Source organism: Thalassoroseus pseudoceratinae (assembly GCF_011634775.1).
Taxonomy (GTDB): Bacteria; Planctomycetota; Planctomycetia; order Planctomycetales; family Planctomycetaceae; genus Thalassoroseus; species Thalassoroseus pseudoceratinae.
Genome location: NZ_JAALXT010000008.1, coordinates 160,537 through 185,056 on the forward strand (window position 1 = coordinate 160,537; position 24,520 = coordinate 185,056).

Annotated in this window: 12 protein-coding genes and 1 tRNA gene; 6 read left to right on the top strand and 7 right to left on the bottom strand. The window is 51.7% G+C overall.

Going from position 1 to position 24,520, the window contains the following annotated elements; translation table 11 throughout:
• Positions 1-98: 98 nt before the first annotated feature.
• Positions 99-171: transfer RNA gene (locus G6R38_RS25015), tRNA-Lys, on the top strand.
• A gap of 1,101 nt (positions 172-1,272) precedes the next feature.
• Here G6R38_RS25015 and G6R38_RS25020 read toward each other — a convergent pair.
• From G6R38_RS25020 to G6R38_RS25030, 3 genes are all read right to left on the bottom strand, one after another.
• Positions 1,273-2,436, bottom strand: coding sequence for a hypothetical protein (locus G6R38_RS25020; protein WP_166831534.1), 1,164 nt, complete (start codon positions 2,434-2,436; stop codon positions 1,273-1,275).
• A gap of 338 nt (positions 2,437-2,774) precedes the next feature.
• Positions 2,775-2,954: a hypothetical protein gene (locus G6R38_RS25025; protein WP_166831535.1), complete on the bottom strand. Its 180-nt coding sequence runs from the start codon at positions 2,952-2,954 to the stop codon at positions 2,775-2,777.
• Positions 2,955-3,053: 99 nt separating this feature from the next.
• The gene (locus tag G6R38_RS25030) at positions 3,054-4,493 is read right to left on the bottom strand and encodes a hypothetical protein (RefSeq protein ID WP_166831536.1); all 1,440 of its coding nucleotides are present in this window, start codon (positions 4,491-4,493) and stop codon (positions 3,054-3,056) included.
• A gap of 279 nt (positions 4,494-4,772) precedes the next feature.
• On the opposite strand from G6R38_RS25030, the gene G6R38_RS25035 reads away from it, so the two are divergent.
• The 4 genes from G6R38_RS25035 to G6R38_RS25050 all read left to right on the top strand — a co-directional run bounded on the left by G6R38_RS25035 (position 4,773) and on the right by G6R38_RS25050 (position 9,354).
• Positions 4,773-6,026, top strand: coding sequence for a site-specific integrase (locus G6R38_RS25035; RefSeq protein ID WP_166831537.1), 1,254 nt, complete (start codon positions 4,773-4,775; stop codon positions 6,024-6,026).
• Between the two features lie 132 nt (positions 6,027-6,158).
• Entirely contained in the window at positions 6,159-7,028 is an 870-nt protein-coding gene (locus G6R38_RS25040) for a hypothetical protein (protein ID WP_166831538.1), read from the top strand.
• A gap of 759 nt (positions 7,029-7,787) precedes the next feature.
• Positions 7,788-8,072 (top strand): helix-turn-helix domain-containing protein, encoded by a 285-nt coding sequence (locus G6R38_RS25045; RefSeq protein ID WP_166831539.1) that lies wholly within the window; start codon positions 7,788-7,790, stop codon positions 8,070-8,072.
• 226 nt (positions 8,073-8,298) lie between these two features.
• Positions 8,299-9,354 (top strand): hypothetical protein, encoded by a 1,056-nt coding sequence (locus G6R38_RS25050; protein WP_166831540.1) that lies wholly within the window; start codon positions 8,299-8,301, stop codon positions 9,352-9,354.
• A gap of 646 nt (positions 9,355-10,000) precedes the next feature.
• On the opposite strand, the gene G6R38_RS25055 is transcribed toward G6R38_RS25050, so the two are convergent.
• The 4 genes from G6R38_RS25055 to G6R38_RS25070 form a co-directional block, all read right to left on the bottom strand.
• Positions 10,001-10,264 (bottom strand): hypothetical protein, encoded by a 264-nt coding sequence (locus tag G6R38_RS25055; protein WP_166831541.1) that lies wholly within the window; start codon positions 10,262-10,264, stop codon positions 10,001-10,003.
• Positions 10,265-10,733: 469 nt separating this feature from the next.
• The gene (locus G6R38_RS25060; protein ID WP_166831542.1) at positions 10,734-11,546 is read right to left on the bottom strand and encodes a DUF2071 domain-containing protein; all 813 of its coding nucleotides are present in this window, start codon (positions 11,544-11,546) and stop codon (positions 10,734-10,736) included.
• A gap of 56 nt (positions 11,547-11,602) precedes the next feature.
• Positions 11,603-15,340, bottom strand: coding sequence for a protein kinase domain-containing protein (locus G6R38_RS25065; RefSeq protein WP_166831543.1), 3,738 nt, complete (start codon positions 15,338-15,340; stop codon positions 11,603-11,605).
• Positions 15,341-15,539: 199 nt separating this feature from the next.
• On the bottom strand, positions 15,540-16,166 hold the full coding sequence (locus G6R38_RS25070) for an RNA polymerase sigma factor (protein ID WP_166831544.1): 627 nt from the start codon (positions 16,164-16,166) through the stop codon (positions 15,540-15,542).
• A gap of 457 nt (positions 16,167-16,623) precedes the next feature.
• Here G6R38_RS25070 and G6R38_RS25075 point away from each other — a divergent pair, with 457 nt between their 5' ends.
• Complete coding sequence (locus G6R38_RS25075) at positions 16,624-24,390, top strand: PPC domain-containing protein (RefSeq protein WP_166831545.1); 7,767 nt, start codon at positions 16,624-16,626, stop codon at positions 24,388-24,390.
• The last annotated feature ends 130 nt before the right edge of the window (positions 24,391-24,520 follow it).

Consider the following 24,520-nt stretch of genomic DNA (forward strand, 5'->3'; position numbering starts at 1 on the left):
AAATCGCACCATTCATACGCAACAAACAAGAAGCAACTGTCAAACCTTACTTTCGATGAGCAAGTGAATTGACATAAGTCCGCTATAGAAAACGATTAGCCCCTGTAGCTCAATTGGCAGAGCAACTGACTCTTAATCAGTAGGTTCAAGGTTCAAGTCCTTGCGGGGGCAATTCACAAACGCTGTAATCCTAGCGGTTTACGGCGTTTTTCGTTTGAGTTTTGGTGTATCACTTTCTGACAGTTTACGAGCCTGTATCACTTTTAACTCCCCGTTGCCCCTCATTAACGTTGAAAACCATCTATTAAAAAATGTTCAAACGGCCAGTTTCATAGAGATTGTAGAACAAGCAGGCTTCTGTAGCGGCCCACAACCGACGTGCTGTTGTGCAAGAGTTGCCACAGCAAGTAAGCAACCAATGGGGATGATCTTGAGACCTGCGTAATGCGAGAATTCTGGCGAAAGGCGTGCTGAACCTTTTGACATTGTACAAGAGACTTGCCAGACTCAGAAGAACAAATAGGCCGTAGTTTTGGGAGAGCAACTGACATGACTGACGGTTCACCTTGTCACCTGTGTGTTGGCAAACCTCGTCCTTCCGACGCCTTTCTCCCAGTGTTTCTGGCCAATTCGATAACTCAAACTCGGATAAGAAGGGGATACAAGACCACTGCGACGGGTGCAACTTTTAACGTACCAATGTGTTCGAAATGCTTAAATGTAAACATGAACATTTGCATCTCTGTGTCGGTCGCATTCGTGATTGGGTGCATCGCTTTTGCTATATTTAAATGGGATGGCCTTGAGGCTATTATAGGGGGCTTTCTCCTTGTGGTATTTTCATTCCCTGTCGCAATATTGGTACGTCATGCTTTGACGTATTTGCTTACTCCACTAACTCGGACGAAAACGACATTGTATTGCTGGAATCACCCGCAAATATCAGCGGCGAGAGAGCAAGGATTTTTCATTAGCTGGCATGGCGTCCCTTGGTGGATTTAACCTAGAACGGGCTTCTAACCGATCTCATCGAAATTTTCCCGAGCCGACTTTGAATGTAGTGCTTTCCTCTTCAACTCGGCAGCGAATTTGAAAGAAGATTGAACTCGATTTTTTCACGGTGCGCAAAGAAAGCCTGCGATGCGTTCCACGGCGATGCCCCCGACTCCGCCGAAAGAACCTATCCCGCCTTCCGTTTGATACCTTCTCAGGCTGCCAGTTCGTGAAGTGAGAAGTTTTCATACAACAGCGAGAAGATCGTTCCATGGTGCGTTAGAATTGCAAAATAACGCTTTCAAGTGGCTTCGGTCGGCTGGCTTCGCCAGCCGACAATCCCAACGCTGGGGCGTCGGGATTTTGGTTTCGGTGCTTCGCATAGGGGCAAAACACTTCCAACCAATTGCCGAGACGATCAAATGGCTGCCCAGAACGGCTCACAACCGGCGTGTTTTCCCTTTGCCGTTCCTTGGTCGGGAACGTGATGGGATCGGCTGACGGCTCAATCCCGGCCATTTTCAGCCGATGCTGCAATTCAGAGAATGAAAACTGACGGATCGCATTGGTTGCTGCGTCTTTTTCCCATTTGGGGTTCAGCGAATCGTGCCTGATGAAAGCAAGAATGTGTTTATCTGTCGGCTTGCCGTCAACGTAAACGGGTGCAATTGTGTGTGTCGCTCGCACTCGTCGTTTGTGGATCGAATGCTTGAAATCATCAGAGGTTCTGTCAATTTGTGGGGCTGGTTCTTGGCGTGGTTCGTGACATATTTTCCCCAATGAACTAATGGGATGTGCGTCTGTCATTTCCCGCAGTTGGTCTTCAAATGACGGCAAAGCATCGATTGCACGGAATTGCAACGCTCTACGGTATTGCGGAGTTTCAATTCTCACCGGCTTTCCATCAGAGAAAGATGCAATCCAATCCTGTCGCACCTGCTCAAACGGAGAAAGCCGCTTTTGAGTTTTGATGTGTTGGCCATCAACTTGAAACTCAAGTTCAACATCCTTTGATTCCCGTTGATAGAAATTGCCGACCGTCCAAGTTACGGGAAAGCGTGTTTTCGGTAGAAACTGAAAGCGGTCGAAGGTTTCCTGATTTCGCTGCGTGTCGGGGAATTTGAAAAGGTAGTTACAGACTCGTTCAACATTCGCTTCGGTGCGGTCTTCAATAATGCGGAACGAGGCTCTTTTACCGCCTGCATCTCGCCACAAATTGCAAAGCACGTTCGACAGTCGGCGTTGCGTTATCCCGATGTCAATGTAGCCAAGCAGATCGAAGTGCATATCATCAAACGATTGCGGATTGTCGGCCCGATTCTTCGTGATGTGTTGGGCCGCTGTAAAAGTCAATTGGCAACCATGCGTTTTTGACCACGCTCTGACCAGCTTCCCGAAACGCAATTTCACTTTTCGCCATTCGTCTTGATCCCGATTTGGCATTATCAGATTCCCGGTAAAGAGAATGACGCTTGTTTGCGATAACAATTCTGTGCAGATGAAATGTTGAACGGTGCGAGCATTTTGAAAGGCTTTGCGTTTGCGGGCTTCTCGGCTTTCTCGCCAATCTGCACGGGCTTTGCATTTTCCGTTGATGCTGACCCGTTCTGAAATTGGAATGCGTGATTTCCGTGATGGAAGCGGATGCCCCCAGCGGTATTGCGCTGATACTGGATAGCTACTATTGTCTGTTTGTTGTTTCATTGTTCCGTCAATTGTCGTTTGCGGAATAATCAAATTCTTTTAAGCCCATCGTCCCCCAATGGCGGTGGGCTTTTTCATTAAGTCTTCCCGTGTTGCTCCAAAAAGTCCCGCAGTTCTTGCAATTGCTGCTCAGTCAGAACACGACCGGCCTTGCCAATCGGAATGAACGAAACTTGATGTTTCGACACAGCCCGATGCACTCGCCAATAACTCACGCCGATCCGCTCGGCTGCTTCCTTCAACCCGTATACAGTCACGATACCCCCTCTCGAAAAACTCGTGATGATGTATATTAGTTGCAACGCAATAATTTTTGCGATGTTATTTTTCGGTGGGGCTAGATTTTGCGATGACTTTCAGTTGATGCCAAATTGCTCACCCAACCAAACAATGGCTTCATCAAGCGGCTTATAAATTCGCCCGTCTTTTGCATCGTAGTGCCGATCCTTGATATCGCCAGAATGCCCGAGATAAAGCCCTCTGATCCAACCAAGATACGAATGCTGTTTAAGTGTCGTGCTGCCGGTTTTGCGGATGCCTCTCAACTCCTTGCCATCCAAACCAATTCTTTTTCGTTTGCATTGCCAATTTCGGGAAACGTTATCATGGCTTGCCGAGGTGAGTCTTGCCCCACGTTCGGTCAATAAAACAAATTCGGCGTGTTCACTCTTAACATTTTCGATTGCCTCAACCGTCGCATTCCAAAGTTTGTAATTCACGACTGGCGGATTTGGTTGCCGTTTGGTTTTTGTGCGTCGTCGAATGATGCGACCGCTCCGGTATTCCGAATGTTTCAATTCATTCAGGTCGGTCTGCGTGTATCCACAATTCAACATCAATAAAAGCCACGCTCGCCATTCATTCGGTAGGTTTTGAAGTGCAAAGTGGAATTCAAGTTTGCTCCAAATAAGACCGCTTCCATCAAGCGAGTCATCCTCAATATCTCGAACTATCATTGACCGACGCCGTAATCTTTTGGGGGCGTGTTCAAGGTTACAAGCGTCTTCATCCACACAGTATTCAATGAACTCTTTGGCAGAATTCAAATACCCTCGACGGCTCGTGTTTGTTAGCTTTCGCTCTAAAATTTCCTCGGTGTATCTCTTCCATGTTTCACTGTTAATTGAATTGACGTGTGTTGTGTCGCCGATCCAATCTCGAAATACTTTCAACTTTTGACGAGCATCTTTAACAGTGCGTTGTGATCGCTGTTTAGCGTCCGCCATCATCTTCTTCTGCCGCAACAAGTCTTCCGCCCAATATGCGATGGTTTGGGGAACTCGTTTAACTGGCACTGAAGGTTGCAGACGGGCAATGCGGTCTTGCCATTTGTCTGGCAACTTGTAACTCAGCATCCCAAAGTCAGAGAAGTCTTTGCCGATGAATTCGGCTGAGAATGTCGGTCGTTTCGTGCTACCAGCGAATGCTCCAACTGGGATGCGGTCGGGCAATTTCGCTTTGCCATTCAGAAAGCCGTCGATCCATGAAAGGAACTCGGTTACGGCGTCGGCGAGCTTAGAATCATCTGTGCCAAAGTGTTCGTGATACTCGGCAACTTTCTCGAATAACAGACGATGATGCTTCCAAACAGCGGCGTTTGGCCGATCCGCTTTCTTGCGAGCATATTCCAGAACCGCCGTTTCGTATCCGGCTTTGGTGTTCGGGTGGTTGAAATACAGTTGTTGGCCGTTGAATTTCTTCCGCCAGCAACCATTGCCGGTTCGCTTGTTTCTGACCCACCAGTGCAATTCTAGCTTGATACCATGCCGGTTCGCATGTTCGCTGTACCCACTCATCACGCTGCCCCTGTATCACCGAAAAGTGTATCACTTTCGACAGTATTCTGGCCAATAAAGTGATACAGGGCAACTGGAAAAACCCTTGTTTTCACTGCTCAAAACACATCAAACAACATACTCTTAATCAGTAGGTTAAAGGTTCAAGTCCTTGCGGGGGCATTCCCTAAGTCCGGCCGAACTATTTACTTGCGTACCTGTCGCTACTCGACAGCGCGGCCTGAAAGCCAAGTCCGAAACGGTAGTACTACTGCCGTTCCAACTTTCAGGAGCTGCGCGATGTCAAAAAATGGGAAAGTCCCACGGTACCGGAAGCACAAAGCAAGCGGGCAAGCGGTTGTCACTCTCTCAGGCCGGGACTTCTATCTTGGCGTGCATGGAACGCGAGCAAGCCGCGAAAAATACGCCTGGCTGATTGCTCAGTGGGAGGCGTTGGGCCAACAGCTTCCACCGGAGCAAGGCTTCACAATCAACGAGTTGATCGTCTCGTTCTGGAAACACTGCGAAAGGCACTACCGGAAAAACGGCAAACCGACGAGCGAACTCTCAAATTACAAAATCGCTCTCGGACCGCTTCGAAAACTCTACGGCCGCGAACAGGCAGCCGACTTCGGGCCGCTCAAGCTGACCACCATTCGAAACGAGATGGTTCAACGTAGTTGGGTCCGAACCAGCATCAATCGACACGTCGGACGCATCACGAGAATGTTCAAATGGGGAGCGGCACACGAGTTGGTTCCTGCCAGCGTGTACCAATCGTTGCAAACTCTTGCCGGGTTACAAAAAGGACGGACGGAAGCCGTCGAAAGCGAACCAGTGAAGCCAGTTCCCGATCACTTGATCGATGCCGTGCGCCCCTTCGTGCCGCGGCAAGTCTGGGCGATGATCGAACTGCAGCGACTCACCGGGATGCGTCCGGGCGAAGTCCTCATTATGCGGAGCTGTGATATCCACACCGGCGGCCGCGTGTGGATGTACGTTCCAGAGTCGCACAAAACCGAGCATCACGGCCGCGGCCGCGAAGTCTTTCTCGGACCCCGAGCTCAAACCATGCTCAATGAATTTTGGAAAACGGACCTGCAGGCTTACCTGTTCTCTCCACGTGACGCTATCGCCGAACACCGAGATCAACTCCGAGAGGAACGAAAATCACCGGTTCAACCGAGCCAATGGAATCGGCGAAAGTCCAACCCGAAACGCCAACCAGGCGAGAAGTACACGGTTTATTCCTATCGGTCCGCCATTGTCCGTGGATGCGAACGAGCGTTCGGCATGCCGGAAGATTTGCAACGGATTTCCCGCACGTTGGATCGGGATGAACGAGATCGCCGCCGCCATTTGGCCTCCGAGTGGAGAGCGGAACATTGCTGGCATCCGAACCAGCTCCGGCACAACGCGGCGACCCGAGCGAGACGGGAAGCCGGTTTGGAAGCTGCCCAAATCATCTGCGGGCACGCCAAAGCCGATGTGACCCAGGTCTATGCGGAGCGGGATCGACAACAAGCCATTTCATACATGGCTCAATTCGGCTGATTACACCGAATTGGTACACTTCAAACGGCCGGATAGTGGGTCGCTCTAGCTTCGGTTGGCGCAGTTTCCAGTCGGGCTCTATCTGCCAATGCAATTCGGCCGGTTATTCTGGCTATGAAAAAGGAGCCCTCAATGAATGTCTTATTCACAAACTTCCATCAGTCACTGCAGCTCTTCCACGAACTTAACGGACGCCAGATATCTGAGACAACACTACGAGCGTGGAGCAAGTCTTGTCCACCTCTCGGGAGACCACTTCGGCGAGTAGGCCGTCGGGGAAGCTGGAGGTATTCCGTTGCCGACATCAATAAGCTTGCAAAAACGATTTTCTATCTACCGGATGATACGTTCCGAGATAGCGCCGGCCGTGTGTGGATCACGACCGCAAGAACCAATCGTGAGTTTGGATTTCACGATTTGGAACTCCGGGGATGGCGCAATGGTGATCCGTCTCCACCAGCTCTCAGCAGGCCAATCAAATTCCAATATTCCTGGGTATTCCGACAAACCAGTTTGCTGATCAAAACCTATCTTTATTTGCAATCGGATTTATTGGCGATCTTTTCAGAACGAGGTACAGCAACCCTCGAGGACGCGAGTAAGGATGAATTGGATCATGAGCAAGTGAGGGCTCAATATGGATTTTCAAAGACCTTTCTCTACTGGTGTAGAAAGAAAGGTCATCCAGCGCTCGACGGTAGGCAAATTCGAGCGATGAAAAAGCGGAAGTGGAATGGACACCACAGTGGAATGCAGTGGTTCTACTCTCGCGAAGATCTTGAACGAATCAACTCGGCACGCCTGCGTAAAGAGGAATCTCCTGATTGGCTACCACTGTGGAAAGCCGCCGAAGCAACCGGTTTTTCGATGTATAGTCTCCAACGTTGGCACCAAAACAATCATTGTCCTCCGCTTGGTCGACCACTTTTGATTGGAAGGCGTCTTGGCGTTACACGGGAAGGGAAGTATCCGCCCGAAATTGCTTCATCTGCACATAAATGAGATTTCCGCGTTAGTCGCTGTACAGCGTGGCGTGTTAGAACGATCTAACTGGAATACTGCTCGGGAAGGCGAGACAAATTTCGGCTTGCCGGCGCAACGCTCGCGCGATTATATAAATCGTCCCTCGTCGATTCTTGGCAGATGCATCCGCAGCCGCTACGAGCTTCGACAGTTTTCAACCAAACAGGGGCTGAGAGTGCGACAGCTACGAGTCTTTCATCCAGACGATCAACGTGAGCTATCCATCGCCATGGGATTCATGCGCGATAGTGGCGTTGTCCCGCGTCAACCATTGGATGCGACGTCACAATCAGATGGATCGCCCGGTGGCGAAAGTCTTAAACCGACACAGTCGAAAACCAGGACAAGACTTGGCTGGTTTGACACTCCACCGCCCGAAGACAGTCGCTTTACATATGGTCCCCTGGAAGGAACGATCAACTTGCTTGCTACTGCAATCGGGCAAAATCGAAAAACACTTCGGCGGCACAATGGAAAAACTTGGTGGATTACCCAAGTCAACTATCGTGCGTTCGAAGCCTGGTTCCAGTCGCAACAAAAATACGCGGAAGCGAATCATCGAGCCATCTCCAATACGAATTGAACTGCCACGAGATGGCATGAAATGGTACGAAGTGTCCTATTCTCCAGGGAAAATGGCAACTTCATCGTTTGAATTGTTCATTTTGTTGATTCGCTGAGTTTACGATCCCTCGCAGTTGATGGCACTTTCGCCACTCGAACGCGAGGGATTTTTTCATGACTATTGACCTGCAAGCAGAACGACTGACGCTAAACGCCGTAGCCCGATTGTGTGGGGTTCACTTGGCGACGGTCTGGCGTTGGTGTTTGAAAGGTGTGGACGGGCGCGTGCTGCCCAGCAAGAAAATTGGCGGACGCCGCTACGTGCTCCGCGATGAACTGGATCGGTTCATCGCAGCGCAGAACCAAAGCGACGATTCACCCGCTGAGCCGACGCGCGAATCTGCCCGCCGTGCCAAGGCCGCCGAAAGCGAACTGGACGAGATCGGTATCGGCCGGTGATGCGATGCATCGCCAGCGGAACGTAAGAAGGCCCCGCCGGAGTGCGTACTCACCGACGAGGCCAAGAGCTACGCGACCGAATCCGTTCCCACGGGGATCGCACCACCATAGTACGGCAGCGGATGCGTTCCGGCAACGGACGACCTGATCAACCAGCGGAACACTCAACGGACAACCCACGCAAATTTGCCGCCGCACAATTTGCCGTACTGAAGGAGAAGTCTGCATGTCTGGCACGAAGCCGACAGCCGTGGACCCAGACCAGAAGCTGTTCGAATTCGATTGGTTTTTAGAGCGGGTCCGCGCTCTTCCAAACGCGCTCGCCAGCAAGCGAACAAAGACGCTGCTTCGAGGCCTGCGGAAACTGTGGATTCAATTCGAGAATCGTGACGAGGGACTACCAGATGACTGGGAAACCTTACCGGATGGCTCTTGGTTACTGTCTGCCCCGAAGCGCGACGTTGCGAATGCGGCTGGCGTCAATCCGAGGACCATTGAGCGAGCACTTGCCGACATTCGTGAAGGCGATTGCACGTTTCTCGATGTTGAAGAATCCGACAACAGCCCTCACATCTTCATCGTCAATACGTTGGCAATGATCGACGCGGAACAGGTACCGAAAAAGGGAAATTCTTCGCGAAAGCAACCTACAATCAAACGCCGTCGAGGGACGACAGTTTTGGGGGCGACAGGGGCGACAAATTGCCGGAGAGGGACGACAAATTCGGGGGCGACAGGGGCGACAAAACCGCAGCGAGGGGCGACAGAATTCAACGAAGGGGCGACAGTTTCTGAGACTCCTACCTCTTATCAGAATCAGATATCTGATCTGAATAATGATCATGATGCTTGCGCTGCTGGGTTGGAAAAGAAGTGGACTCGACACGTGAAGATTGAGGAACTCCGATCCGCAGAGGGACGGAAAGAGCTTTTCGATGAAGCTGTACGCATTGGAATTCGACGCGATTCCGAGACCGACCGCCAGTGGTTCTATGCGGTCATCGCTCGTGCCCTAGCGAGAGGTAAACGCAATCCGTGCGGACTCTTCAACAAGTTGGTTTCCGAGGGGCTATGGGACCATACCAACGACGCTGATCATGCGCAGGCCAAAGCATGGATCGAAGCGGAGCGGAAAAGCTCAATGATGAGAGCACGCCAGCCATTCCACGAAGCAGTCGCCACGCTCGGAGCCATTCCCCGTGGAAGCGGACTTCCGAGAGATGCTGCTTCGCAGATTGCTCGACTTGCCGAAATGCGACAGACGAAGGAGTCCACAACATGAATCTTCTCGATCAACAAGATGACCGTTCTCGTCCGATTCCCAATGCAGCTCATGGCACGAGCAGGAGCACATCCTCGCGAGCGAAAGCCGATCCTCACTCTCTATCGGACCGACTCTTACGTTTTATCCAAGAGCGGGGCACTCGTGGAGCAACTGACGCCGAGATTCAAGACGCCTTGGAGTTAGATGGAAACAGTGAACAGCCGTGCCGAGTCGACTTGGAGAAACGTGGCTATATTTTCGATTCAGGCCGAACTCGAAAAACCCAATCCGGCCGCTCAGCTACGATTTGGGTTACAGCCGAATTTCGCGCAACGCGAGAACCTGCCCAGCCATCCCTCCGAGCGAACGGCCCGCCCGCTTTGTCGATGCCGAAACGAATGCAAGAAAGTATCGCAGACCGGGAATCAGAAAGATTGCTGGGACCTGAACTGGACGCAATGTCGATCGAAGAGATTGAAAACTTGGCTGCTGCCGTCATTCCCGCTTGGCCATCCGCTTTCGGCAGGCAGTGGACGCCCGAATCTATCAGAAAGGATTCTGTCGGCCGCAAATTACTTCTGTTGCAGTTCCGCCGACAACGGGGACAGGTTCGATGAGGTCATCAAGTCCGCGTGGTCCGCCCGCTTCAATTTGTCAACCGATGCTACAAATCCTGCCAACCCATCTGTGCCGCGATTGTCGCCGCGGCCTTATATTTGCGTTGCACCGTATTCTTGTGTAGCTGAATGCTTCGAGCGATGGAACACCACGACTGATGCGTGATTGTTCGCAGCACGAAAATCGAAAAGAGCTGATCCCCATTCTCCCCGATCGCCCGAGCTTCACGACGAAACTCGACTTGGAACTGATCGAGCCAGCCGTCACGTCCTGTGACACGTTCTTCGCACGATTGCGTGATAAGACTCATGAGTCCACCAGTGGAAGTGATCGGCTATGAGGATACTGGAATGTGGTCAGATTTTTCTGTTCCGCGTAATGAACTTTCAAGGAATTGTAATGTGCACACCAATTTGCGGGAATGCTGATCCGCGGCATCCAAAGAATGCCGGACCCCGCAGTCCATGAAAGATAATCTTGCCGGGTTAGTGAAACCTCATTCCCGCGACAGGAGCAGGAATGGAGCGAAAACTCATTTGCGAACACGTGCTGCCTCTATTGCCGGCTTACTCACAAATGCCGAGGTCGAAAGGTACTACTTTCTGAATCGAAATCGGTTCGCCCAGCCGTGGGAGTCGAGGTATGCAACTGACTTTATTTATCGCGTACGCGTACCGAAAGTTTTGCAGTTGCGGCAGAGTTGTTCAATTCTTGGGTAGAAATGCCCTTCAAAAAAATCCAGGCAACTGAGCCTGTCAAGTTACTCGCATAGGCGGGGCTTATTGCTCGCAAGAATCAGAGTTTCCGCAATCGGATAGTATCGATCGTTTATTCAAATCCGCCTTGATTGGCGTGACTCCAAAATAATGTGGGATCTCGGTCATCGTGATCGCATGATCTGCGGCAAGTCTATCGAGACCAAGTGATTCGAGAAACTGGTTCTTATGTGAGATGCATTTGCAAACGCGTGTTTCCCAGGGATCATGCGTCTCCGGCAACAGCTTGAGATGCTGTTGTCCGTTTTTCCACTCCCCACCAAACGACACGCCCAAAAGGAATCGATCGGCTTCCGATGCGCTGCTGAACTGGGAGTCGGGGACTATTCGCTCGGAACAGCTTGCCTTCGGTATCTCCGCATCGAACAAAAGTTTGCCGCGATGATTCATCTGGATTCGCCAATCGGCATCGTCCTCCGAAAAGTCGATTTGACGCGTCTTGAATCCGACACCGGTAAGTAGCGAGCCGAACGTACTCAATAACGGACGATTAATGTTCGGTTGCAGTACGAGAACTGCCTCGCGCAGCTTACCATCGGGAAACGGAAGTCGTGCCCGCGTCCGATGGATCAAGTAATTGAAACCCATCCCCATCCATCGCGGGAGAAAACTGGGCCGCATGTCATCCATTCGAACAAAGCAGGCCGAGACCCACGCGCAATCGTTGTGTGTCACGCATTCCGCTCCCGGCGGAAGATAATCCGCGAGGATGTGCGGGTCGACTGGATAGCTGATGAGAAAACGTCGAAACACAGTTCCGACCATATGCAATCCAGAGAGTCGAGCTGTCGGAGCAAGATCGAAGGGCACACTCATTGAAGGATCGCAATTCTGGTCAGAGAGTATTCGAAGGCCTGTTCGATAATATTCATCTACGGTTGGGTGGCCGCGGCATAACTTGCTTCCGCTCTTGCGAGTCGCTGTTGATAAATTTTGTTGTCCGGGCTTTGCTTGACAAGCCACCGCAAATGGAATCGGGCCGCAAACCAGTCTTTATCTTTTTCGGCAATTGCGGCGTCTTGTTCGTGATAGATCGGATCCCATACAATGCGACGGGCTGCGTCTTCGAGCCATGGGTTATTTGTTGACGAACCGGCATCCCAGACTACCAATTTCTTGTCTTCGCTGCCAGACAACATCCGCCGGCCGTCTGGGCTGAATGCAACACTTAATACGCTTGAAGTATGTCCACGAAGTGTGAGCAATTCCTCACCGCTAGGGATATCCCAAACTTTAACTGTCTGGTCATGGCTGCCCGATAGAATTCGACGAGAATCCTGACTGAAAGCAACGCTAGAGACGGGTCTATCGTGTCCACGGAGTACGAGCTTCTGTTTTCCACTCGTAGCGTCCCAGATTCGAACGCTATAGTCCGTTATCCCCGCGACGACTTTAAATGGATCCCCCATACACCCCGAAGCGATCCACTGACTATCTGGACTAATTGCTACACTCGTAACGTAGCCATCATGCCCCCGGAGTGTGAGTAAATCTTCTCCTGTGTCTGCATCCCAGACTTTTGATATTTGATCGAAGCCGCCAGAAACAATACGGCGGGAATCAGGGCTAAAAGCAACGCTACTCACGATACTGGAATGCCCACGGAGCGTGAGTAACTCTTCGCCACTCGTGGCATCCCAGACCTTGACAGTTTTGTCACGACTTCCCGAAACAATCCGATGTCCATCTGGGCTAAACGCCACACTGTTAACGAAGTCCTGATGTCCAAGGAGCGTGAGCAACTCCTCACCGCTAAATGCATCCCAGACTTTCACAGATTTGTCAAAGCTCCCAGTGACAATGCGTCTCCCATCTGAGCTGAAAGCTACGCTGCAAGCAGAACGGTGATGTCCACGGAGTATGATCAATTCCTCACCACTGACGGCGTTCCAGACTTTTATCGTGTCGTCTGGACTTGCGGAGACAATCCTTTGACCGTTTGGGCTGAACGCGACACTACTAACACGTTCGGTATGCCCAGCAAGCTTGAGTAACTCCTCACCGTGAGCAGAGTCCCAGACTTTCACGTTGTTGCTTCCGGATAGGATTCTTCTTCCGTCCGGGCTATAGTCCACGCTGCCAACACTTTCGGTGTGCCCACGAAGCACGCGTAATTCCTCTCCACTCGCAACGTCCCACACTCTCAAAGTCTCGTCGTGACTTCCCGTGACGACTTGTCTTCCGTTCGGGTGGAAAGCAACATCAATAATAGCGTGGGAGTGACCGTGGATTGTCTTTAACTCTTCGCCATTGAAGGCGTTCCAGATTTTCAAACTTCGATCTCCACTTCCCGAAACGATACGATTTCCATCTGGGCTGAACGCGACGCCGAAGATTTTATCGGAATGGCCGGACATCGTTAGCAATTCGTCACCACTAGCTACATCCCAGACTTTCACATTCGCATTCCGACTTCCGACGCCGGCAACCACTCGCTGGCCGTCCGGGCTAAAGGCAACGCTGGACACTTGATTGAAGTCCCCACGAAGTATGTGCAAGTTTTCTCCGGTCACGGCGTCCCAGATCCTTAGCGTCTGGTCGCTGCCACCATTTCCTGAAGCAATTCGCCGTCCATCTGGGCAAATAGCGACGCAAGAGACAACAAAGGTATGACCGCGGAGTGTGAGAAGCTCGTCCCCACTGCTTGAATCCCAGACTTTCACCGTCTGGTCATTACTTCCAGAAACGATCCTTCGACCATCGTTGCTAAAAGCAACACATGTCACGCCATCGTCATGCCCTTTAAGGTCGAGCAGTTTCTTCCCGCTACTTGCGTCCCAGACATTCACCTGCCCGTCTCCACTCCCGGAAATGAATCGCTGGCCAGCAGGGCCAAAGGCTACAGGGCCCTGATGCCCAATTAATGTTAGCGGTGTACCTTCGGCGCGGCTCATCAAGTATCGCGTCTCCCAATGTCTTTGTTCCGGCGGAATGACACTTAAGACTTCTTGCGCAATGTCGTAGCGATTGGCCTCAATTTCGCCACTAGCTCGGGCAAGGTTAGCTCGGTAGAGCTGAAACGTTGCTCGGTCCCGAGCCGCAACCGCCTGTTTCCGCTGAATCTCGCCTTGCAACGCGTCGAAGTAGGCGAGGATCTCAGCTCCGGACGCGCGTCGACGTTGAGCTGCTTCGTTTTCTCGAGCTTTGGACTCGTCTTGTTTCAGCTTGGCCTGGTAGGCCGCGGTGATCGGGCCACCAATGGCTAGAGCGAGCAGAACGAGCGTCAGGACCGAAGTAAGGGTAGCTATTCCCGGGTTCCGACGGCACCACCGCCGAGCGCGTTCGAACTTGCTGACCGGTCGAGCCTGAATCGGTCGCCCCCCCAGAAAACGTTGCAAGTCGTCCGCTAATGCTGCTGCCGATGGATATCTCTGATTCGGCTCCTTCTGTAAGCACTTCAGACAGATCGTGTCCAGGTCTTTCGAATACTCGGTATCGCGACCGGAATGCATCTGCGATGGCGGTGACGGTGCTTCCTCCTTGACCTTCCGTAAGACTTCAAACAGCTCGCCGGTAAACGGTGGCTGACCGGCCAGTAGGTGATACAGCGTCGCGCCCAAGGAATAGACATCACTGGCAACGGTGACCCCGGCGGCGTCCTCCGCCTGTTCGGGAGACATATACTGCGGAGTTCCGATTCCCACACCCGTCAGCGTCATGCCCCGTTCCTCGGCGAGTTTGGCCAAACCAAAATCCGCGACCAACGCCCGGCCGGTGTCGTCTTCGATCAGCACGTTGTCCGGCTTGAGATCACGATGCAAAACGCCGTGCTGATGAGCGGCATGCACACCGGTGGCCACGTCCCGAATAATGGCAGCCGCCCGTTGGCTCTCCTCCGGCCCCGATTGAACGAGTGACTTCAGGCTTCGGCCCTCGACATGCCGCATCGCATAATACGGTTGGCCCTCGACCTCACCCACATCGTACACGGTCACCAGATTGTCGTGATGCAGTCGGGCTGCCGCGTTCGCCTCGACCCGAAACCGCTCGACCGCTTCCTTTCGACCTGGGTCATCTTGAGCTCCAAAGCGGTCGGCCCGAATGACCTTCAGGGCCACGAGACGACCACCCGCGTTGAGTTGCTTGGCTTTGTAGACGACGCCCATTCCGCCGCGGCCTAACTCCTCCAGAACTTCGTAGTCGCCAAAACACTCCGACTGCAGCAGTTCACCGGCGCCCGGTTCGATCCCGGAATCCGGTGTGACAGTCGGTGCAAAAGCTGCGTTTGGGGAGACGAACGTGGAGTCCGCTTCAGACCGAGAGACATCGGGAGTTTCCAACGGTGTCGAGCGATTGACCGTCGACACCCGCTTCGCGGCAAACGTTTCTCGAACAACGTCCACGTACTCCGGATAGCGTTGTTCGTAGTCATCCACCGACACGGCTTCACCCACACGCTGTCGATGCTCGATCTCCACCGACAGCAGCAGAGCCAGCATTTCTCCTCGGAAAGGTGGTTCAACGCTGGCGAGTATTTCGTCGAGCGAACCGGCCGTCCCATTGGCCAACTTTTCGCCGAACTGAATACAGGCTTCCTCGAACAGCATCCGTCGATCCAGGGAACCATCACCGAAATCGGCATTTTCACGATTCGCAGGCAGCTCGGTCATGGGACTCCCAGAGATTGATCGCTGTCGGGTGGGTTGCAACTGGGAACGACCAACAACAACACGTCATGCAGTTTGCAAAAAGAACCCGAGGCAGAAATGGCCAATGAATGCCCTATTAAGGTCACCAGTACACACCAATTACAACCGATTAGCTCAAATTGCATTGCTAAATGCTTATTGGGGCTCGCGGTGATACATCTCAAATCGCTTGACCATCCTCTTCGAATAACGGCCGAATGATATCCTTCAGGATGCGTCCACCGAACTCGGACGCTTTTTCACCAATACCGAGTTCGTCGGCAATCTGTCGATACGTTTGTCCGCAAAGACGCAGGGCCAGGATCGCCTTGAGTCGGTCGGCTTGTTCCTCGCTCCGACTCCGTTCTTCGATTCTTGCGCAGATTTGTTGGCAGGTGTCTTGAAAAACGAAATGATCATGGGACTGGTTTGCGGTGTCGTCGCTGATGTCCGTCGGCAGGACTGCTGCAGATCGCTTCTTCAATCGATTCTTCGTCAGATTCTCCATGGTTCGCCAGAGGTAACCGGCAAAGTCGTCCCGGTTCATGTCTTCGAACCGCTGCGGCTGTCGACGCGCAAAGTCCTGAATCCGCAAGAACGCGGAATCATACACGCTTTCAGCCGACGCGACTGACTGGGGGACATCGCGTCGCTGAAGATGGGATTCAAACGCGCGAACCATCTGCCGTTGGAAATGTTCCCAGATGCGACCGACTGCGTCTGGATCGTCGGGAATCCGCTTCAAAATGGTTGTGAGACCGGCATCCAGCGGAGGCTCGTTCGACTGCATGGGCTGATCAGGGGCCATTCAAGTCTCCGTTTTCTACAAGTCTTCGGTCAATCCACAAATTCTTGGAGGGAAAACCTGCGGAACGTTGTGGAACCTTTCGAAGCCACATCGTTCGCACGAGTCATCCCATTTTCCAGCGTCTGTCACGTTTTCGCAATGAGTCCATCATCCAGTTCCGGGAGAGGGGCGAAGGCTCAGCATGAAATCGGACTCGAAAATTTTGTCGCGAATCCAGCAATTCCGTGATCTTCAACGTGAAGCCATCGAGGCTTTCCAGAACAAAAAGGACCAAATCATGCAAATCACCGACTGGTTAGCCGACCTCAGAGCAACGATACTCCGGCCAGGTTTTCGATGGCAAAGAAGCAGACCTTTGAAGCGACGTCGCCGAGCGCGTCACGTTTTCGTCGAGTCTGCTGAGGTACTCGAATGTCGGACGCTGTTATCCGGGGTGACGGCGTCAGCAGTAGAGAGCTTGAATCAACTCGAAATTGGCGAAGAAGTCGATGGGCGGATTTCTTCGTATGGCGAAGTTGACCGATACCGCGTCAACCTGACTGCGGGACAAACCTACGTGTTCCAGACTGAAGCCGGCGTGAATGTGGACTTGAAACTCCGTCTGTTCGAACCGGATGGATCACTGATCATCGAAGACCGCAACGGTGGACCGAATCTATCATCGCGAATCGAGTGGACGCCTGAAGAGTCCGGTGACTTCGAACTTGCTGTCACGGGAGCAGGTTACTTTAACACCGGAAGTTATGAGTTACTTGCCTCCGAAGTTGATCCGTCAACCTTGACTGGCATGGATCGTTTTCCCGATGCTCGATCATTAGCGATCGGAGCTATCGACTATGCGACGCTTGGCTTTGGTTCGGCGCAGCGTGTGTATCAGCTGGAAACGACTTCCGGCGACTCCTATTCAATTTCTGTGAAGCCACAGCCTTCCTACTTTGGTACTTCATTCTTGGGGGTTTCGCTAACTCTGTACGCGGCCAACGGAAAGTCTGTCTTGGCGATCGACGAAGGAAATGCTGTCGGAGAACTCGCGGAAATTGATTTTGTAGCGACAGCCTCGGAGCCAGTCTATCTGGTCGTGAGACCGACCCAGGGCTTCGGAGCGGCGACCGTGACGGTCAATGAACTCGAAATCGGCCGAGAGATCCAAGGACGAATTTCAGCTGGTGAAGTTGACCGATACCGTGTCAATCTGACATCCGGGAGAACCTATGTTTTCCAGACGGAAGCAAATGCAAATGTTGATTTGTCACTTCAGCTGTTCGATTCAGAAGGGTCGCTGGTTGTTGAGGACCACGACGGTGGACGAGGTCTTTCCCCGCGTATTGAATGGACCGCTCAAGAGTCAGGCGAATACGAGCTTGCTGTTAAAGGTGCAAGCTATTTTCACATTGGAGACTACGCGTTGCTTGCCTCCGATGTCGATCCGTTAACTCTTACGGGTAGAGATCGATTTCCCGATGCTCGATTACTGTCCGTCGATTCGACCGAACTTGCTTCGCTCAGTTTTGGTTCGGAGCTACTTGTGTATCAGCTGGATACAGCTTCTGGTGACTCCTACGCAATTTCTGTGAAGCCACAACCTTCCTTATTCGGGCCTTCGTCCTTGGGAGTTTCGCTGACTTTGTACACTGCCGATGGAAAGTCCGTCTTGGTAACTAACGAAGGAAATGCTATCGGGGAGACCGCGAGGATCGACTTCAAGGCGACGACATCTGAGCCCGTCTATTTAGCCGTAGCCCCGGCACAGGGTTACGGAAAAGTGACCATTAACGCTGAGTTACTGGATGTGGTTGTTGAAGACCAGAATTTGGCCGGAGCAGCAGCTGAACAACTTGTGGGTGGTCTCACGGCCATACGCGACGTCCTGACAAAATACATTGAGAATAAGCAAGACAGCTATTCCTCGGAAGCAGAATCCCTTCGAGTCTCCGCGTTGACGGCACTTAGTCGAGAAGCAGAAACGCTGATCGAGTCGATCAAACTTGAAAATGTTAATACTAGCGCCGACTTGCGAGCTGCTCTCGAAACTGCCGGTCTTTCAGTTGACTCGTTGGCGAATGACCAGCAACTCGCCAAAATCTTCCTTTCAGGCGAAGGAGTTTTGGTCGAGGTCGGCTACTCGAATGTCGTCGACATTGCGGAAGATGAAATGGGTTTTCGCAAAAACATTCTCCCAAGTATCGATAACCTGCCTGCGATCAACTTTCCGCAAGACATGTTGGGCACAGGCGAGTTCCGTGTCGATTTGCGTTTTGGACTTGATGCAGATGGTTGGTACATGCTTCCCGGAACCGTCCTGGACGGAATCATAGCTGCGTCATCCGCAACAAAAACTAGCCGGGACGATTCAGCCAGTAGTGCAGATTTCCAAATGCAGACCGAATCCAGACTCTCACTGACAACCGTCAGAGGCGACGGACGAGTCCGCCTAGAAGATCTCGGAACAACGATAGACGCTCTTACAATCGAGATTGAAGGTCATTCAGAAATTGATCTCACAACCGAGCTTAGATTGCCCGGTCTAGATCCCATCAATGCTCGTGGCAATTGGGTTTGGACGCTCGATGCCCACAACGGCTATGAACTAAAATCAGAGCATTCAGGGTTTGACGACGCTGGACTGCTCGACTCCCTTACTGTCGCGATTATGGACGGTATTCATCAGTTCGGCTCATCCGCTCAAGTGCTCGCGGATCGATTGAATGCACTTGACTTTATTGATGCAGACTCATCAAGCACGATAACCAATGGGCTCACAAGGCAATTCTCACTCGGCGATGCAGAGACTTCAATTGAGGTACTGCAGTCTATTGGATTTACCGTGCAGTCGGCAATTAGTTCGTTCGATCTCTTCGCTTACAGCTTCAACGGTGGTGTGCTTCCACAAGACTTGTTGGTCCTTCAACATCAAGGCAACCGGACTCAGCAGCTAACCTTTGAGGCAGACGACACGACATCCTTTGGTGTGAACAACTCATCAATCGAAGCTAGCATATCAGGAAATATCGAGGGAGATGCAGACACCACGACCGATCTCCGATTCGGGCTCGAAAGTTCTGGTCAGTTCTTCGTGCAGGAAGGTGGACGAGTGGGTGTCAATGTCGCTGCCAGCGGGAATCTGGATGGTCAAGCGAAATCCGGAAAATCGATTTCTGGATCTTTGGCCGCTGAAGGTGAACTGGCTGCTGATGTCGTCTGGATCTTGGACGACGGTGATGCCATTGAATCGGAGCGGCTTTATCTCGCATCAACTGAATTGATCGAGGCCTTGGCAAACGCAGACAGTGTGACAGTATCCGGTCAACTCAATCTGAACGAATTGCGACTGACGTTGAACGTCCCCGGCCTTCCGCAGAACGCAACTGCTGTTGAATTGGAAGGGACCGGCACTTGGAATCTGGCGGACGAATCAGGCGAATTCCAGCTGGATTCGAATGCCCTCATCAACTCGCTCGCCAGCGACGTTGTGCGTCGACTCGACGAGTTCGCCAATCGTGCGGATTCGTTCGCGGACAAGGCTTCCGGGTTACCGCTCGTCGGCCCTCAGATCACCACCTCGATACAGTCCCTGATTGACTCAACCCTTCGGTTCAATTTGCCGGAAGAAGGCATACTGCCGTTTCTCGAGTCTCGCGGGTTGACTGTTGCTACTGTCGTGTCGCCGGAAGAATTGTTGAGCGGGAATGTCACTGATCTTATCACGTTAGAATACTCTCATTCGGAGACACCGGAAGCTTGGATGCTTGGGAATTCGACGGCTCTTGATGCGGCCAATGGAATTGGGTTCGACCTACAGGGAGAACTCACGGCCCAGCCCAGTCTCGATCTTCAACTCGTGTTCGGCTTGGACACCGTTGGTGGTATCTACGTTCAAGAGGGTTCCTCAGCTGAACTATCTCTGACTGTTGACACCTCTGACACAGGACTTACGGCCGAAGTCGAAATTCCGGGACTGACCTCGGTGCATGGTACAGTCGTAGGCCTGTCAAACCAGCATGTCGCCGATGCTGGATTCAGCTTGGTCGTGAACGACTTTGACTCGACAGACGAAGAGCGACTTTACCTATATGACGAAACGGAAGGCGGCCTGATTTTAGCCCTCGAAAACGAACAGGCACTTAGCCTTCAGGCCCGTGCGGATCTTCTCGCCACACTCTCAATCGAGAATCCACTCAGCAACTTGCCACGGTTTGTCACCGATACTTTGCCGCTTGACACGATTACGGGCATCCCGCAAACGCTCGAGTGGATGGCCAGTCTTCACTACGACGCAGCAACCGACGAGTTTTCTTACACGCTTGATGGTAACGACTGGTCAGAAATCATTGGAGCTCTTCAAAATTCTGAGAGCCTTCAAGATGCGCTGTTTCAAGTGATGATCGATCAGTTCGCCGAGAATAACCCAATCCCCAAATCCGTGCAGGAATTCTTCGGCAAAAAACTCGGGTTCTTCCAACAAAACATTCTCGATCTGCTCGACGTGCCCGAGGCCGCACAATTCGTCTTGGCACCAGAAGCATTTCGTGGCCAAACACTCGCGCAGATTCAGTCCGAGAGTGGCAATAACGATCAATTGAGTCTGCAGTTCGAGCTTTTTTCGCCAAGCAACATTGAAAAGTTCCTGACAGGTCAGCCTTATGACATCTTCAGCCTGGACGTCGACCAAACGTTCGAATCGTCAATCGGTGAAATCACGGCACTTCCCGAAACGACGCTCTTTAGCTACTTCGGAATTGTTAACATCGAGCTGGGCGTCACACTCGAACCTTCGATCGAGTTCGGATTCGACTTTACGGTTGGATTGGACACGGAAGGGTTCTATCTTGAGGAAAACGACATTGATGGCGTTTCAAACCCACATATTACGTTTGGCGGTGGAATCACAGGAAACGTCGCAGCTACCGGCAATTTATTTGTCGTACTTGACCTTGTCGAAGTGACCGCGGACGTCGGTCTCGATGCATTTGGCGGATTCACGTTTAATGCTCCGGAGAGTTCCAACGATTCCAAAGTTCGTCCAAGCGACATTATCGAACCAGACAACATTGATGTCTCAGTCGGTCTCGATCTCGACCTCGGTCTGCAAGGCGAAGTTGGGATTGTTGACGCGAATATCGTCCTTCAAACCGAACGACTGTCTCGTGTTATTCCCCTTTACCGTAACGAAGCCGGTACGCTCTCGGACATCCAAGACCGTCTCCAAGAATTCAAGGATGAATTTGAATCAACTGGAAAGGAAGCAATCTTTCTAGCCGCGAAAACCGGAAAGCCCCAGATCGTTGCTGCGGCCGCCTACCTACTCTATCAAGAGACACAAAGTTATGTTGGGACGGCAGTACAGTTAGTTCGAGAATACGAAGTTGACTTGGTCGATGTCGCAAAGGCACTTTCGAGTGGACTCAATGCTAATCTGAAAGACGTTGCCGCCGCAGTTTACGCGGTCAATCAGGACCTGGCAGAAACAGCTAGCATCCTCTACCAACATGTGACGAGTGACCTTAGCGAAATCGCAAAGGCACTCTTTGAAGGCACTCAAGCGAATAACGTGCAGATTCTCGATGCGATCAAGGATGGAATCCTGCGAGAACTTGCCGAATCGATTGGTGAGAGCATCGGAAATTGGACTGGGACCGGGGGCCAGAGACTTTCACATCTGGATGAAGACTTGCGACAGCAAGTCCGCACCGCGGCGAATGACATCAAGGCGATTATCAAATCGATCGATGTTGAACTTGATGTGAATCTCAGTCAGTTAGACGATCAGGCAATTGACTTGCTCTTTGAGCTCCGCGCAAATCTCTTTGGAGAGGTCGATCAAGTTGTTAGTTCCGCGAATCAAACGATCAAGGATATCCACCAGAAGTATTCGCAACTAAAAGTTGAATCCTTTAGGTCGTTAGTCGACGCAGTAGGGCAAGCGATTGCTGGTGCACAGAAGCTTCGAGATGACTCGATCGAGACTGTGAAGCAAACAATTGCGTCCCTGAATGAAAAAATTGATGACCATTTGCAGGATATTAAAGATGCTATTGGCGACTTTGAAGACGAGAAAGCACGGATTGATGCAGAGATTGCTAAAAGAATCAATAGCCTGCCTTGGCCGCTGAATCGCATTGCTAGTGAATTGGATCGAATCCGGCGGGAGGGTGAGTCACTTATCAAGTCCGCCCGCGAAGCTCGGGACAAACTTGTAAAGGATGCAAGACAACAGATTGAGTGGGCTCAGGATCAGATCGATGATCGACGGGCCGAGATTACTGCCTTTGTTGATCAGTTCATCAATGATCGGCAAATGCAGATTGAACAAATTGCAAACTTCGACTGGGAAGTCGACGCGTCGGATTATAGTCTCGGTGATTGGATCACAAACGAAATCAACATTTGGGCACGCGACTTCTTTGAAATGCAGGTCCGTGACGCGATTCAGGAAAATCCAGCTCGTGACTGGCGGGCGTGGATCCAGGAAAAACTCGGAGAACTCTACGAGCAACAAGGAATCGCGCCGAGTCCATCTCAAATCCAATCTGATATCGAAATCTTGGACAATCTCGGTTGGATTTCCCCTCTCGAAAGTCATGTTTCCGTGTACGAAAGCATTTCGGACGGTTTAGATTATCTCACGGACGGACTGAATGCGATACGGGGCGATGAATCCTTTCACGATGCACTCGATACTGTCGAAGTGTTCCTGACTGATTTGGAGTCGGGAACAGTAAATGTGATTCCAGATCATGTGATCGAAGCTCTAGAGAAGATCAAATCGGCTGCAAACTTTTTGACTGACGCGCCGTTTGGCTCCGGGATCGGCGGTGGTGGTGGCATCGGATGGACGCCTGGCATCTCGCAATTGCCGAAAGCCATCGACGCAATCCAGTCGGCAATTGAAGACGTAATCAATATTCCGAAACTGTTATCGAATCCAGCCCCTTCGACAGAAATCATCCTTGAACAACTCGCTGACACACTCGTGTTTGAAGGGCCGGGCCAATTAGACGCAGCGGCTTTGTCAGTTTGGGGTCCTGGTCAAGCAATCATAGATGGGACGATCGGGCGAATCACTTCAATGTCGGAGCGATTCGCAAGGATTCACAATGAACTTCGACCCGAGAATCCGTTTTTCCCCGGCCAACGTTTGTCTCTAGGAACATTCACTGACCAGGTTGCATCAACGACACGCAGGCTGTCCGAGAGAATCTTGGAGATCGGCACTTCATGGGGTGAGCAGGTGCGTACACATCATGAAGATGGCTTGCGACCCCTCATCGAAGTGTTCCAGGCAGCTGCGCGGAATCGATTCGAATCGCTTGAGGAAACTCGAGACAGCATCCGGCGACGATTGAATTCATTTGAGGAGGCTTTCCACGAATTGAGTGACGACGAGCAAAACATGCTTCGGCAAGAGCTGTTCGGGCACGCGAGGCTCAACGAGTTCAACGAAAACGAAACGATCTCCGCCGGATTTCGTCAAAACGTAGAAGGCATTCTCGACAACTTTGTCAACTATATTCGGAAGACGCCCGAGACCTTGGGACGTGAATTACAGGATATCTTCTACCACCACTTCGGAACCGAACCAGACTTTTCTGATTCAGTCATCAAGAAGCTGCGAGCTGGAGATTCGGCCGGAGCAGCACGCGCGTTGATTGGTGGCGTGCTTTACGAAGTCCCCCGCGATCGTCTTCTCTACGGAATGGGATATGTCGTGGACTCAGTGATCGATACGGGCTCCGAATTTGTCGGGTTGTTCTATGGCCGCAAATTGACTGCTGCGGAGCAAGAAGCGGCAAAATCGATCTTTCATGATCAACTCCCACCACTTGACGAAATACGCGTGGTAGAAACCCCGTTTGAGGGGGCCGGAATGGTTGGCGGATTAGTCATCTTTATTGGGAGCGAAGACCCGCTCCAGGATCTGCCGTTGTTCGCCCACGAGTTGACCCACATCTACCAAGATCATCACCCCCAACTTTCGGGCACGTTGGGCGCCACCAAGGAACAGATTCATTCCCTCGCCGGTGGACCTGATCCTTACGAATATCAGCTCACACCAGACACTGACTGGTACGAACTTGGCATGGAACAGCAAGCAGAGATCGTCGAAACCTGGCAAAGTCATCTCGAAGCTGGTGGCACGAATTCGACAACGTCTATCGGAAGCATTCCGGACATCAACGATGTACATACTTATTGGTCGCTGCTGACGCAGGCAGGCCTTTTCTAAACGACAGCATGAATCGCAACCACCAGTATCTGTGACGTTTATGCGTACAATCGATTCACAGTATGTCGAGTGTATTCTCAAACGATTTCTGTCCCTCGAATACCAATTATGTTAATCCAGGTAAACCAAC